Source organism: Mycolicibacterium sp. XJ870, assembly GCF_053483975.1.
Window position 1 is genome coordinate 81,197 of the sequence record NZ_JBEFTI010000009.1, and the last position, 13,306, is coordinate 94,502.

14 protein-coding genes are annotated in these 13,306 nt (G+C 67.6%); 12 read left to right on the plus strand and 2 right to left on the minus strand.

Annotated features, from left to right (window positions below; genetic code table 11):
* The first annotated feature begins 16 nt into the window (after positions 1-16).
* From ABQF30_RS25245 to ABQF30_RS25275, 7 genes are read left to right on the plus strand one after another with little or no spacing between them, the layout of a single operon-like run.
* Entirely contained in the window at positions 17-901 is an 885-nt protein-coding gene (locus ABQF30_RS25245; RefSeq protein WP_448468985.1) for an AAA family ATPase, read from the plus strand.
* Positions 901-2,346, plus strand: coding sequence for a vWA domain-containing protein (locus ABQF30_RS25250; protein ID WP_448468987.1), 1,446 nt, complete (start codon positions 901-903; stop codon positions 2,344-2,346). The genes ABQF30_RS25245 and ABQF30_RS25250 overlap by 1 nt, the downstream gene beginning before the upstream one ends.
* Positions 2,347-2,379: 33 nt before the next feature.
* A complete protein-coding gene (gene nadD / locus ABQF30_RS25255; protein WP_448468989.1) occupies positions 2,380-3,027 on the plus strand; it encodes a nicotinate-nucleotide adenylyltransferase in 648 nt (215 codons plus the stop codon).
* Positions 3,024-3,404 (plus strand): ribosome silencing factor, encoded by a 381-nt coding sequence (gene rsfS, locus ABQF30_RS25260; RefSeq protein ID WP_448468991.1) that lies wholly within the window; start codon positions 3,024-3,026, stop codon positions 3,402-3,404. Before nadD ends, rsfS begins: the two co-directional genes overlap by 4 nt.
* A complete protein-coding gene (gene gpgP, locus ABQF30_RS25265; RefSeq protein WP_448468993.1) occupies positions 3,401-4,069 on the plus strand; it encodes a glucosyl-3-phosphoglycerate phosphatase in 669 nt (222 codons plus the stop codon). Before rsfS ends, gpgP begins: the two co-directional genes overlap by 4 nt.
* On the plus strand, positions 4,059-4,799 hold the full coding sequence (octT, locus tag ABQF30_RS25270) for a diglucosylglycerate octanoyltransferase (protein ID WP_448468995.1): 741 nt from the start codon (positions 4,059-4,061) through the stop codon (positions 4,797-4,799). The genes gpgP and octT overlap by 11 nt, the downstream gene beginning before the upstream one ends.
* A gap of 1 nt (position 4,800) precedes the next feature.
* A complete protein-coding gene (locus ABQF30_RS25275) occupies positions 4,801-5,646 on the plus strand; it encodes a DegV family protein (RefSeq protein WP_448468997.1) in 846 nt (281 codons plus the stop codon).
* 2 nt (positions 5,647-5,648) lie between these two features.
* Here the strand turns inward: ABQF30_RS25275 and ABQF30_RS25280 are convergent, their stop codons facing one another.
* Complete coding sequence (locus ABQF30_RS25280) at positions 5,649-6,698, minus strand: NAD(P)H-dependent amine dehydrogenase family protein (protein WP_448468999.1); 1,050 nt, start codon at positions 6,696-6,698, stop codon at positions 5,649-5,651.
* 165 nt (positions 6,699-6,863) lie between these two features.
* On the opposite strand from ABQF30_RS25280, the gene ABQF30_RS25285 reads away from it, so the two are divergent.
* From ABQF30_RS25285 to holA, 4 genes are all read left to right on the plus strand, one after another.
* Positions 6,864-7,682 carry an SPFH domain-containing protein gene (locus tag ABQF30_RS25285; RefSeq protein ID WP_448469001.1) on the plus strand — a complete coding sequence of 273 codons (819 nt, stop codon included), beginning with the start codon at positions 6,864-6,866 and terminating at the stop codon, positions 7,680-7,682.
* A gap of 96 nt (positions 7,683-7,778) precedes the next feature.
* A complete protein-coding gene (locus ABQF30_RS25290) occupies positions 7,779-8,579 on the plus strand; it encodes a ComEA family DNA-binding protein (RefSeq protein ID WP_448469003.1) in 801 nt (266 codons plus the stop codon).
* The gene (locus tag ABQF30_RS25295; protein WP_448469005.1) at positions 8,576-10,105 is read left to right on the plus strand and encodes a ComEC/Rec2 family competence protein; all 1,530 of its coding nucleotides are present in this window, start codon (positions 8,576-8,578) and stop codon (positions 10,103-10,105) included. Before ABQF30_RS25290 ends, ABQF30_RS25295 begins: the two co-directional genes overlap by 4 nt.
* Positions 10,106-10,143: 38 nt before the next feature.
* Positions 10,144-11,106, plus strand: coding sequence for a DNA polymerase III subunit delta (holA, locus tag ABQF30_RS25300; RefSeq protein WP_448469007.1), 963 nt, complete (start codon positions 10,144-10,146; stop codon positions 11,104-11,106).
* A gap of 10 nt (positions 11,107-11,116) precedes the next feature.
* Here the strand turns inward: holA and rpsT are convergent, their stop codons facing one another.
* Entirely contained in the window at positions 11,117-11,377 is a 261-nt protein-coding gene (rpsT, locus tag ABQF30_RS25305) for a 30S ribosomal protein S20 (protein WP_448469009.1), read from the minus strand.
* A 411-nt stretch (positions 11,378-11,788) separates the two neighbouring features.
* Between rpsT and ABQF30_RS25310 the strand changes: the two genes are divergently transcribed.
* Positions 11,789-13,297 carry a circularly permuted type 2 ATP-grasp protein gene (locus tag ABQF30_RS25310; protein ID WP_448469230.1) on the plus strand — a complete coding sequence of 503 codons (1,509 nt, stop codon included), beginning with the start codon at positions 11,789-11,791 and terminating at the stop codon, positions 13,295-13,297.
* Positions 13,298-13,306: the final 9 nt, after the last annotated feature.

Sequence of the window (13,306 nt, forward strand, 5' to 3'; positions counted from 1 at the left end):
CAAACAGGAGAGATACGTGAGCTTGCCCGCACGCCCGGCGCCAATGTTCGCCGACATCGACGATGTCGCACGACGGTTGGCCGAGACCGGTTACCTACCCGATACCGCCACTGCCACAGCGGTTTTCCTCGCCGACCGGCTGGGTAAGCCGCTTCTGGTGGAGGGCCCGGCCGGGGTCGGCAAGACCGAGCTGGCCCGCGCTGTCGCCCAGACCACCGGATCCGAGCTGGTCCGGTTGCAGTGCTACGAGGGTGTCGACGAGGCGCGCGCGCTCTACGAGTGGAATCACGCCAAGCAGATCCTGCGGATCCAGGCAGGCAACCAGGGCGGTGGCGACTGGGACCAGACCAAGATGGACGTGTTCAGCGAGGAATTCCTGCTGACCCGCCCGCTGCTGACCGCCATTCGACGCACCGACCCGACAGTGCTGTTGATCGACGAAACCGACAAGGCGGACATCGAGATCGAGGGCCTGTTGTTGGAGGTGCTCTCCGATTTTGCGGTGACCGTCCCGGAACTGGGCACCATCAAGGCCGAGCGCGCCCCGTTCGTGCTGCTGACGTCCAACGCCACCCGGGAGCTCTCCGAGGCGCTCAAGCGTCGCTGCCTGTTCCTGCACATCGACTTCCCCGATCCGGACCTTGAGCGGCGCATCCTGCTGTCCCGGGTGCCCGAGTTGCCGGCGCACATCGCCTCCGAGCTGGTGCGGATCATCGGTGTACTGCGCGGTATGCAGCTCAAGAAGCTGCCGTCCGTCGCCGAGACCATCGACTGGGGCCGCACTGTGCTGGCGCTGGGCCTGGACACCATCGACGACGAGATGATCGCCGCAACCCTCGGTGTGGTGCTGAAACACCAATCCGACCAGCAGCGCGCCGCCGGTGAGCTCAGGTTGAACTGATGGCGTCCCGCCGGACCCGACCCGCTCAGCCGCTGGCCCCGCACGGCCTGCCTGGGCATCTCGTGGAGTTCGTCGAAGCCCTTCGCGCGCAGGGGATTTCGGTGGGGCCCTCGGAAACCGTGGACGCCGGCCGGGTGATGACGGTGCTGGGTCTGGACGACCGGGAGGCGTTGCGGGAGGGGATCGCGTGCGCGGTGCTGCGCCGCGCCGACCATCGCGACACCTACGACGCGATGTTCGACCTGTTCTTCCCGGCGGCGCTGGGCGCGCGCACGGTGCTCGATGACGACGACCCGGACAACGCCGACGACGCAGGCCTGCCGCCCGAGGACATCGAGGCGATGCGCGCAGCGCTGGTGCAGATGCTCACCGACAACGATGAGCTGGCCAACCTCGACGATCGGCTCGCGGCGATGATCGCGCAGATCGTCGAGGCCTATGGCAGATACAACTCCAGCCGTGGTCCGTCGTACTCGTCCTACCAGGCGCTCAAGTCGATGAGCCTGGACGATCTGGAGGGTCGGCTGTTGGCAGGCTTGCTCGCCCCCTACGGCGAGGAACCGACGCCCACCCAGGAGGAGATCGCCAAGGCGCTGGCGGCGCAGCGCATCGCGCAACTGCGCAAGATGGTCGAGGCGGAAACCAAACGGCGCACCGCCGAGCAGTTGGGCCGCGAGCACGTGCAGATGTACGGGGTGCCGCAGCTGGCGGAGAACGTCGAGTTCCTGCGCGCCTCCGGGGAACAGTTGCGGCAGATGCGGAAGACGGTGGCGCCGCTGGCCCGCACCCTGGCCACGCGGTTGGCCGCCCGGCGGCGCCGTTCCCGGGCCGGTGAGATCGATCTGCGCAAGACGCTGCGCAAGTCGATGTCGACCGGCGGGGTGCCGATCGACGTGGTGCTCAAGAAGCCGCATCCGGCCCGCCCCGAGCTCGTCGTACTCTGCGATGTGTCCGGTTCGGTGGCCGGGTTCAGTCACTTCACGCTGATGCTGGTGTCCGCGCTGCGCCAGCAGTTCTCCCGCGTCCGCGTCTTTGCCTTCATCGACACCACCGACGAGGTCACGGAATTGTTCGGCCCGGAGTCCGATCTGGCCGTAGCAGTACAGCGCATCACCCGCGAGGCCGGGGTGTACACGCGCGACGGGCACTCCGATTACGGGCACGCGTTCGTGTCGTTCCTGGAGAAGTACCCGAGTGTGCTCTCGCCGCGCAGTTCGCTGCTGGTCCTCGGGGACGGCCGCAACAACTACCGCAATCCGGAGACCGAGCTGCTGGCCCACATGGTGTCGTCGAGCCGCCACGCCCACTGGCTCAACCCGGAGCCCAAGCACCTGTGGGGCAGCGGGGATTCGGCGGTGCCGAAATACCTCGACGTCATCACCATGCACGAATGCCGCTCAGCCAAGCAGTTGGCCACGGTCATCGACGGGCTGCTGCCGGTCTGAGGGCGCGCCGGTGCTGCCGTAAGCTGGCTATTCGTGGCATCTCGACGCAGGCTTGGTGTAATGGGTGGGACGTTCGATCCCATTCATAACGGGCACCTGGTCGCGGCCAGCGAGGTTGCCGATCTCTTTGAGCTCGATGAGGTCGTGTTCGTGCCGACCGGACAGCCGTGGCAAAAGCACGATCGGCGGGTCTCCGCGGCTGAGGATCGGTATCTCATGACGGTGATCGCGACGGCTTCCAACCCGCGGTTCTCGGTCAGCCGGGTCGACATCGACCGCGGCGGCGCCACCTACACCAAGGACACCCTGCGCGACCTGCGCAACCTGAACGAAGACGCAGATCTGTACTTCATCACCGGCGCCGACGCCCTGGGGTCGATTTTGTCCTGGCAGAACTGGGAGGACCTGTTTTCGATGGCGAAGTTCGTCGGCGTCAGCCGACCCGGCTACGAACTCGACGGCGAGCACATCGCGGCGGCCGTGCGGGAACTGCCCCCTGACGCGCTGACCCTGGTCGAGGTGCCTGCACTGGCGATTTCGTCGAGCGATTGCCGCGCGCGTGCCCAGAAGGCGAGGCCCATCTGGTATCTGGTGCCCGACGGGGTGGTGCAGTATGTCGCCAAACGCAGGCTCTATACCGCGGACGCGCGGAGCACAACAGAATCGGAGGTAGCCCGATGACCGCCACTACCGAGGCCGTCGAGATGGCCATCTTGGCTGCGCAGGCGGCGGCTTCCAAGCTTGCCGACGACGTTGTGGTCATCGATGTGTCGGGGCAGCTGGTGATCACCGACTGTTTTGTCATCGCGTCGGCGTCCAATGAGCGCCAGGTCAACGCGATCGTCGACGAGGTCGAAGAGAAAATGCGGATGGCAGGCTACAAGCCTGCCCGCCGGGAAGGCACCCGGGAGGGGCGCTGGACATTGCTCGACTACGTCGACGTCGTGGTGCACATCCAGCATCAGGAGGAACGCAACTTCTATGCCCTTGACCGGTTGTGGCGGGACTGCCCGCTGGTTCCGGTGGACCTGGATCGGCCGCGGGAGGCACCTGAATGAGGGTGCGCCGACTGGTGATGCTGCGCCACGGCCAGACCGAGTACAACGCGGGCAGCCGGATGCAGGGACAGCTCGACACCGAGCTGTCGGATCTCGGTCGTGACCAGGCCGCCGCAGCAGCCGACGTGCTGGCGAAACGCCAACCGCTGCTGATCGTCTCGTCGGATCTCAAACGTGCGCTCGACACCGCTGTGACGCTGGGGGATCGCTCCGGCATTCCCGTGGAGGTCGACCGGCGGCTGCGCGAGACACATCTGGGGGACTGGCAGGGCATGACCCATCTGGAGGTGGACGCCGCCGCACCCGGTGCCCGGCTGGCTTGGCGCGAAGACGCACGATGGGCGCCGCACGGCGGTGAAAGCCGGGTCGACGTCGCCGAGCGGAGCCTTCCCGTGATCGCCGAAATTGTTGCCGAACAACAGGAGTGGGGTATCGACGGACCCGAGCGGCCGGTGGTGCTGGTCGCCCACGGCGGGCTGATCGCGGCGCTGACAGCCGGACTACTCAGGCTGCCGGTCGACAACTGGCCCGTGTTGGGCGGAATGGGCAACGCCAGTTGGGTTCAGCTTTCCGGCCATTCCGAAGATGCGGCAGACTTCGCTGCCATCCGGTGGCGCCTCGACGTGTGGAACGCCTCGGCACAGGTCGCCAACGATGTCCTCTGATCCGCGCAGACCCACGCTGTTGGTATTCGCCGATTCACTGTCGTACTTCGGCCCGACCGGTGGTCTGCCGGCAGACGATCCCCGGATCTGGCCCAATATCGTGGCCGACCAACTTGATTGGGATCTGGAGCTCATCGGCCGGATCGGCTGGACCTGCCGGGATGTGTGGTGGGCGGCGACCCAGGATCCCCGGTCGTGGGCGGCGTTGCCGCGGGCGGGCGCGGTGATCTTCGCGACCAGCGGTATGGATTCGCTGCCGTCCCCGTTGCCGACCGCGCTGCGGGAGTCGATCCGCTATGTGCGTCCGCCATGGTTGCGGCGCTGGGTCCGGGACGGGTACGGCTGGGTGCAGCCGCGGCTGTCGCCGATCGCCCGGTCGGCCCTGCCGCCGCACGTGTCGGTCGAGTATCTGGAGATGACGCGCGGCGCCATCGATTTCAACCGGCCGGGAATTCCCATGGTGGCTTCGTTGCCGTCGGTGCATATCGCCGAGACCTACGGTAAAGCCCACCATGGCAGGGAGCCGACGGTGCGCGCGATCACGGCGTGGGCGCAGGAGCACGATGTCCCGCTGGTGGACCTCAAGGCCGCCGTCGCCGACGAGGTGCTCAGTGGGCGCGGCAATCCCGACGGTATCCACTGGAACTTCGAAGCCCACCGGGCGGTTGCCGAGCTTATGCTCAAAGGCCTCGCCATGGCCGGTGTGCCACAAGAGAACTCCGACGACTGATATGGCAGTCGTGGTAGTCACCGACTCGTCTTCGCGCCTGGATCCGGATCAGCGCGAAAAGTGGGCGATCCGGCAGGTGCCGCTGCATGTCCTCGACGACGGCACCGATCTGCGTGACGGCGTCGATCCGGTGCCCCCCGACATTCATGATCGCGCCAAGGTCACCACAGCAGGTGCGACTCCGCTGGAGCTTGCCGACACGTACCGCCAGGCCCTGGCCGACAGCGGTGGGGATGGCGTTGTCGCCGTTCATATTTCGGCCGCACTGTCGAGTACGTTCAGTTCGGCGGTGTCGGCGGCGCGCGAGTTCGGCCAGGCGGTGCGGGTGGTGAACTCGCGCTCGGCGGCAATGGGTGTGGGGTTCGTCGCGTTGGCCGCTGCGCAATGTGCTCAGGCGGGTGCGGGTTTGGATGCCGTCGAGGCTGCGGCCCGGGCCGCGGTTCAGCGCGGACACGCGTTCATCGTGGTGCACCGGCTGGACAATCTGCGGCGTAGCGGCCGGATCCGTAGGGGAGCGTCCTGGCTGGGCACCGCATTGTCGCTCAAACCGTTGCTGTGCCTGGATATGGACGGCCGGCTGGTGCTGTCGCAGCGGATTCGCACCACCTCGAAAGCGCATGCGGCGCTGGTGGATCAGGTCGTCGAAGTGGTCGGTGACGGGCAGGCGAGTGTGGTCGTGCACCATGTCGACAACCGCGACGCTGCCGATGAACTCGGCGCCGCGTTGACGGCGCGGTTGCCGCAGCTGCAGGAACTTTCGGTGACCGACATGGGCCCTGTGCTCGCGGTGCACGTCGGCGGCGGCGCGGTCGGCGTGTGTGTGTCCATCGACGACCGCGACGGCTAGCCTCAGCCCGCGAAGCGCCCGGTGATCGGCGGCAGGTCTTTGAGCGTGACGATGCCGGGCGGGGCCGCCACCACCGCGGGTACCGCATTGGTGACCGGCAGCGCGGTGTAGATCATGCCAAGGCCCATGAAACCGGGCTCGGTCCAGTCCTTCGGCGGCAGGCAGTGCAGCACCGTCCGCATGTTGGGCAACCCGAAGACTTGGATAACATGCCCGTGCTCAAGGGGTTTGGGCGGTGTGACGTGATCGCCCATGGTCCAGTTGAAGCCGACACTGACGACGTTGCGGTCGCCGACCCAGCCGCGGTGGTAGCCGTACACGCCCGCCACCGTGCCCGCCGGGATCCGCATGAAGCCCAGATCGGAGTCGCCGGTTGCGGCGGTGAACGTCACGTCGAACGTCATGCGGTCCAGCTTGGCGCCGATGGCGTCGGCCATCATCGCCGCCGATTCGGCGAACACCTCGCTCTCGCGCCGCACGCTCTCGGCCAGGCCCGGGGTGTCGGGGGCCTGCGAGAAGCCCATTGCAGTTTGGGTGCCTGCGGATTCGTACGTCGAGCAGTCCACCGACTCGGTGATCCGGATCTCGTCGACGCGCTCACAGGACCCGGACAGCACCATCCCGACCATGTTGGTCATGCCGGGATGCGCTCCGTTGCCGAAGATCGTGGAATTGCCTGTCTCGCAGGCATTCCTGATCCGCTGCAGGTCTTCCGGAGTCTGCTTGCCGCCGGTGATCCACGCCGCGCTGGAGCAGATGTTGACGCCTGCCGACAGCAGCCGGGTCAGTTCGTCGATATCGGGCCACAGCGGGTTGTAACAGCAGGCGTCGGGTTTCAGTGCGATCAGTTCGTCGATGGAGTTGGTGGCCCGCACCCCGGTTGGCTCCGGCCAGCCGGCCAACTCGGCGGCATCGACGCCGACCTTGTCAGCGCCGTGTGCGTACACGCCCACCAGTTCCATGTCGTCGCGCCCGATGATGGCGTGCAGGGAACGCCGGCCGATATTGCCCGTGGTCCACTGGATCACCCGAATCGGCTTTTGCGCTGTCATGAATCGTCTCCTCGGTGGGCCGGCACAGTGCAGTAGACACTATCGAGGAGGTTGTTCACCACCGTCGCTGCCTCCGCCGACGTGGCGGCAGCCGCACCGGCGTCGCACAATCGAACTATGGGGTGAACAACTCGCCCGCACTGACTCCATGGATCGAGGCAGATCATGGACATGCTCTATTCGCTCGGGGTGACGGCGGCCGCCGCAATGGCTCTGGCGGTCCTGTGCTTGGGCAACATCCGTGTGGTCAAGCAGTACGAGAGAGGTGTGGTGTTCCGCTTCGGCCGGGTCCGAAACAGCGTCCGGCAACCTGGCCTGACGATGTTGATACCGGTCGCCGACCGCCTGCAGAAGGTCAACATGCAGATCATCACGATGCCGATCCCCGCGCAGGACGGAATCACCCGCGACAACGTCACCGTGCGGGTCGACGCGGTCATCTACTTCAACGTGGTGGACCCGGTGCGGGCCGTGGTCGACGTCCAGGACTACATGTCCGCGATCGGTCAGGTGGCGCAGACCTCACTGCGGTCGATCATCGGCAAGAGCAACCTGGACGATCTCCTGTCCAACCGGGAACGGCTCAATCAGGGTCTGGAGCTTCTGATCGACAATCCCGCCGTGGGGTGGGGCATTCACATCGATCGGGTCGAGATCAAAGATGTGGTGCTGCCGGATTCCATGAAGCGGTCGATCGCGCGTCAGGCGGAGGCCGAGCGAGAACGCCGGGCCCGGGTGATCACCGCCGACGGTGAACTGCAGGCCTCCGAGAAGCTCGCCGCCGCTGCTGATGTGATGGCCGCTGAACCCGCGGCCTTGCAGCTGCGGCTGTTGGAGACGGTTGTCGAGGTGGCCGCGGAGAAGAACTCCACCGTCGTGCTGCCGTTCCCCGTCGAACTGCTGCGATTCCTGGAACGGGTGACGCCGCAGCGAGCGGTGACAGACGATCCGCCTGCCGCCAGGTCGACCCGCGCGGCCGGGTAGCGCAGGTTATCCACAAAGCGGAGTTCATCCACAGCCGCTCAGGAGCGGCGTCGCGGCCGGCCCGAATCGTCCGCGTTCGCACCTACCGTCGCGGGCATGGGAACCGAACTGCCCGTGCAGCGGCTGCGCCGCCGACTCGGGGCGCATGATGCGGACGACGACGCAGGGGAGGGCCCCGGCGAGGTTCCGGACACCACGTTGTCGAAGTGGCTGCCCGACACGACCAACGCCGAATCGGACGGCTGGTTGGCGGCCGCGCGCGCCGACCCTGGACGTGCCGGGGTGATCGGCCTGGCCGCCGTCGGGGTGCTCGCGGTGCTCGTCACCGTCTTCACGCTGATCCGGGACAGCCCGAAACCTGTCACCTCGGCGAATCTTCCTCCGGTCCAGATGGTTTCGTCGGCCAGCCCGACGCCGGCCGCTGGGCCGGACGGGCCGGTGGTGGTCAGCGTCGTCGGCCTGGTGCACAAACCGGGATTGGTGACCCTTGATGCCGGAGCGCGGATCGCCGATGCGCTCACCGCGGCCGGCGGTGCGCTCGACGGCGCCGACATGATCGGGCTGAACATGGCTCGCCGGGTCACCGACGGTGAGCAGATCGTCGTGGGCATCGCCGCCGCGCCCGGGCAACCGACCACCATGGGTAGTTCGGTAACCGGCGAGACGACAACCGCGACAGCCGGTGAGCCGTCGGAAACCACTGCTGGTCCAGTGGATCTCAACACCGCCACCGCCGAGCAGCTCGACGAGCTCCCCGGGGTGGGTCCGGTGACCGCGGAGGCGATCATCGCCTGGCGGGACGCCAACGGCCGGTTCGGCAGCGTGGACCAGCTCGGCGAGGTGGACGGGATCGGCCCGGCCAAGCTGGAGAAGATTCGCGAGCTGGTCCGGGTGTGACGCTGGAGTCTCCGGCGGCTTCGCCCGACGGCGATGGCCTGGACCTGCGGATCGTCCCCGCGGCGTTGACCGCCTGGGCGGTGACCGCGGCCGGAATCCTCTGGAATATCGGGGGATCCGTCATCGTGCTGGCCGTCGCGACGGTGCTCACGGCGGTAACGGCACGAGGTGCAGGCGCGGCAGGCCGCGGCGGCACCGCTGCGGTGGTGGCCGTGGCGTTGGTCGGTGTCGGCTTCGCCGCGGCGGTCGGCATGCGCGGGTATCAGGTCGGCCACCACCCGATCGTCGAGCGGTACGGCGCCACCACCGAGGTAGTGGTCAGGCCGGAGGAGACGCCGCGGGTGCTCAATGGTGGCCGGCTGATGTTTCGGGGCACGCTCACCGAACTCGACGGCGTCGCCATGTCCGGACGCGTGGTGGTGTTCGCGCCGACGACCGGCTATGCCGAGGTGACCGCGGGGCGCCCGACACGGTTCCGGGCCACGGTCGCCCGACCGGAGCGGCGGGATCTCACCGTGGCCGTGCTGTCGACGTCGGGGCGGCCCTCGGTGGGGGAAGCCTCCGCGGTGCAACGCGCCGCCCAGCGCGTCCGGACGGATCTCGCCGACTCGGCGCGGTCGGTGCTGCCCACGGATCAGGCGGCGATGTTGCCGGCACTGGTGCTCGGGGACACCTCGACCGTCACCGGGCAGACCACCGCGGAGTTCCGGGCGGCCGGGCTCACGCACCTGACCGCGGTATCGGGCGCCAATGTCACCATCGTGTGCGGGGCGCTGCTGCTGACGGCCGCCTTGGTGGGCCCGCGGATCGCCGTCGGACTGGCAGCGGTGGGGCTCGTCGGGTTCGTCATCGTGGTGCAACCGTCGGCCAGTGTGCTGCGAGCGGCGGTGATGGGTGCTGTCACGCTGCTGGCTGTCCTGACCCATCGGCGGCGGCGAGCCGTCCCTGCGCTCGGCGCCAGCGTGTTGGCGTTGATGATCGCGGCGCCCGAACTTGCCGTCGACGCCGGATTCGCGTTGTCGGTGTGCGCAACGGCGGGCATCGTCGTCGTCGCGCCGCTATGGACGCGTCGCCTCGAAGACCGTGGCTGGCCGCGACCGGCCGCGGCAGCTGTGAGCGTCGCGGTCGTCGCCCAACTGGTCACCGCACCGCTCGTCGCGGCGATATCGGGCACGTTCAGCGTGGTGGCCGTCGCAGCCAATCTGGCGGTCGCAGGGGTCATTCCGCCCATCACTGTGCTGGGTACCGCGGCGGCGGCGATGGCGCCGGTGTGGCCGGGCGGCGCACAATTGCTGATCCGGTTCACCGGGCCTGAGTTGTGGTGGCTGTTGTCGGTGGCGCGCTGGGCCGCCGCGGTCCCCGGATCGGCAGTTTCGACTCCGTCAGGGCTGGCCGGGGTGGTGTCGGTGGCGGCTGCCGGCATCGCGCTGACCGTGCTCTGGCGGTACCGGTGGATCCGTCGCAGCCTGGCTGGGCTGGCGTTCGGTCTGCTGGCCTGGACGCTGGCGGGCGCACTTCAAACCTGACTGCCGGCGTTGTCGGGCCGGCGTGACACGATCATCCCGTGAGCCAACAGGCCGATGGACTGCACCTGGTACTGGGTGATGAGGAATTGCTGGTCGAGCGCGCGGTGGCGGCTGTGTTGCGTGAGGTGCGCGAGCGGGCCGGATCCGACGACATTCCGGTGGACCGCCTGCGTGCCGGTGAAGTGAGCACCAATGAGCTCGCCGAGTTGCTCAGCCCGTCACTGTTCGCCGAGGAACGCTTGGTGGTGCTCGAGTCCGCGGCCGAAGCGGGCAAGGACGCCGTCAACCTCATCGCCTCAGCCGCCGCGGATCTGCCGCCGGGGACCGTACTCGTGATCATCCACACCGGTGGGGGTCGGGCCAAGGCGCTGGTTGATCAGCTGAAAAAGCTTGGTGCGCAAGTACATCCGTGTGCACGGATCGCCAAGCCGGCCGAGCGGGCGGATTTCGTCAGGGGTGAGTTCCGCAGCCTGCGGGCGAAGGTGTCCGATGACACCGTCACCGCGGTACTGGATGCGGTGGGGTCGAACATCCGTGAGCTGGCGGCGGTCTGCTCACAACTGGTGGCCGATACCGATGGGCAGGTCGATCCGGCCGCGGTGCGCCGCTATCACAGCGGTAAAGCGGAGGTGAAGGGCTTCGATATCGCCGACAAGGCTGTCCTCGGCGATGTGGCCGGGGCGGCGGAGGCGCTGCGGTGGGCCATGCTGGCCGGCGAACCTCACGTGGTGCTGGCCGATGCGCTGGCCGAGGCGGTGCACAGCATTGCGCGCGTAGGGCCGCTGTCGGGTGATCCGTACCGGCTCGCCGGAGAACTGGGAATGCCGCCGTGGCGCGTGCAGAAGGCGCAGAAGCAGGCCCGCCGATGGTCGCGCGATTCGGTCGCTGAGGCGATGCGAGTGGTGGCCGCGCTCAATGCAGACGTAAAGGGCGCAGCGGCAGATGCCGACTACGCCCTTGAGGCTGCAGTGCGCCGGGTGGCGCAACTCGCAGCCGGGTGACCGGAAACGGTCAGAGCTTGTTGAGCGCGACCGCGAGCGCCGACTTCTTGTTGGCCGCCTGGTTCTGGTGGATGACGCCCTTGCTGGCGGCCTTGTCCAGCTGGCGGCTGGTGGTCGCCAGCAACTCGGCGGCCTTGTCCTTGTCACCTGCATCGACAGCCTCGCGGAAACCGCGGACGGCCGTGCGCAGCGACGACTTCACCGACTGGTTACGCAGCCGACGGCGCTCGTTGGTGAGGATGCGCTTCTGCTGCGACTTGATGTTGGCCACGTAGGAGTTCCTTCTTGATTCTCTAGCTGGGGTTACGAAGTCTGTGTGTGCCTACCTGCACGGCGGGCAGCGACTGTTCAGGGTACCAGCGTGCCGTCCGATCTCCCAAAGCGGCGACTGCTGAACCCCGGCCCTCCGTCACCCTTTTACCATCACAACCCACCTGCTGGCCTGCCGAAACGCACTGTGCCGTTGAACCGGCAAAAAACCCGCAGGTGGTGCAGCATGTTGTGGATGGACGTTGGACCGCGAGGAGCGCAAAAGGTACCGCGGACGCGAGAAGTAGACGAGGATCTGCCGCCCCAGTCCGCGCGGACGACGCGCAGCAACAACTCCGCGGCTCGCGCCAAACACCAGGGCGTCTTCGACGGCTACAACCAGCTCGGCCGGTATTCCGAGGCCTTCGACGAGATGTTCGACGCGGCCGGCAACGTGCGTGGGCCGTACAAGGGCATCTTCGCCGAGCTTGCTCCGTCGGACGCGTCCGAGCTGCAGGCGCGCTCGGAGGCGCTGGGCCGGGCCTTCATCGACCAGGGCATCACTTTTTCGTTGTCCGGGCAGGAGAGGCCGTTCCCACTGGACCTCGTGCCGCGGGTGATCTCGGCGGCGGAGTGGTCACGGCTGGAACGGGGCATCACCCAGCGCGTCAAGGCATTGGAGATGTACCTCCACGACATCTACGGCGAGCAGGAAATCCTGCGTGATGGCGTGATCCCGCGACGGCTGGTCACCTCGTGCGAACACTTCCACCGCGAGGCGGCGGGCATCGTCCCGCCCAACGGGGTTCGCATCCATGTCGCGGGTATCGACCTGATCCGCGACGCCAAGGGCGACTTCCGGGTGCTCGAGGACAATCTGCGATCGCCGTCCGGGGTGTCCTACGTCATGGAGAACCGGCGCACCATGGCCCGGGTCTTCCCGAACCTGTTCGCCACCCACCGGGTGCGGGCGGTCGGCGACTACTCGTCGCATCTGCTGCGGGCGCTGCGCAATGCCGCCCCCACCAACGTCGCCGATCCCACGGTCGTGGTGCTCACCCCGGGCGTCTACAACTCGGCGTACTTCGAGCATTCGCTCTTGGCCCGGCAGATGGGCGTGGAGCTGGTCGAGGGCCGCGACCTGTTCTGTCGCGACAACGCGGTGTACATGCGCACCACCGAGGGCGAGCGCCAGGTCGACGTCATCTACCGCCGCATCGACGACGCCTTTCTGGACCCCATGCAGTTCCGGCCGGACTCGGTGCTCGGGGTCGCGGGACTGCTCAACGCCGCCCGCGCCGGCAACGTGGTGATCTCCAGCGCGGTCGGCAACGGGGTCGGCGACGACAAGCTGGTCTACACCTATGTGCCGACCATCATCGAGTACTACCTCGGGGAGAAGCCGGTGCTGGCCAACGTGGACACCCACCGGTGCTGGCTCGACGACGAGCGTGAGGAAGTGCTCGACCGGATCGACGAACTGGTCATCAAACCGGTCGAGGGGTCGGGCGGGTACGGCATCGTGTTCGGTCCGGACGCGTCGGCCAAGGAGCTTGCGACGATCAGCAAGAAGATCCGCAGTGACCCGCGCGGCTGGATCGCGCAGCCGGTGATGCAGCTGTCCACCGTGCCGACGCAGATCGACAGCAAGCTGGCCCCACGGCACGTCGACCTGCGGCCGTTCGCGGTCAACGACGGCAACGACGTGTGGGTGCTGCCCGGTGGACTGACCCGGGTGGCGCTGCCGGAGGGCTCGCTGGTGGTCAATTCCAGTCAGGGCGGCGGGTCGAAGGACACCTGGGTGCTGGCGACGCGGACCTCGGTGGCCGATCGTGAGCTGGCCGCGGCCGAGGTTGTGCGGTCCCTGCCCAAGGCCGCCAAAGGTCCCAAAGCCGATGGCGCTGATGAAGATTCGTCGCAACAGCAACAGCAACAGCAGTAGGGGGTGAGA

Coding starts and splice junctions, on each gene's coding strand:
- octT (WP_448468995.1), top strand. CDS start 4,059: ATGTCCTCTGATCCGCGCAGACCCACGCTGTTGGTATTCGCCGATTCA.
- ABQF30_RS25280 (WP_448468999.1), bottom strand. CDS start 6,698: ATGACAGCGCAAAAGCCGATTCGGGTGATCCAGTGGACCACGGGCAAT.
- ABQF30_RS25285 (WP_448469001.1), top strand. CDS start 6,864: ATGGACATGCTCTATTCGCTCGGGGTGACGGCGGCCGCCGCAATGGCT.
- ABQF30_RS25290 (WP_448469003.1), top strand. CDS start 7,779: ATGGGAACCGAACTGCCCGTGCAGCGGCTGCGCCGCCGACTCGGGGCG.
- ABQF30_RS25275 (WP_448468997.1), top strand. CDS start 4,801: ATGGCAGTCGTGGTAGTCACCGACTCGTCTTCGCGCCTGGATCCGGAT.
- rsfS (WP_448468991.1), top strand. CDS start 3,024: ATGACCGCCACTACCGAGGCCGTCGAGATGGCCATCTTGGCTGCGCAG.
- ABQF30_RS25250 (WP_448468987.1), top strand. CDS start 901: ATGGCGTCCCGCCGGACCCGACCCGCTCAGCCGCTGGCCCCGCACGGC.
- ABQF30_RS25310 (WP_448469230.1), top strand. CDS start 11,789: ATGTTCGACGCGGCCGGCAACGTGCGTGGGCCGTACAAGGGCATCTTC.
- gpgP (WP_448468993.1), top strand. CDS start 3,401: ATGAGGGTGCGCCGACTGGTGATGCTGCGCCACGGCCAGACCGAGTAC.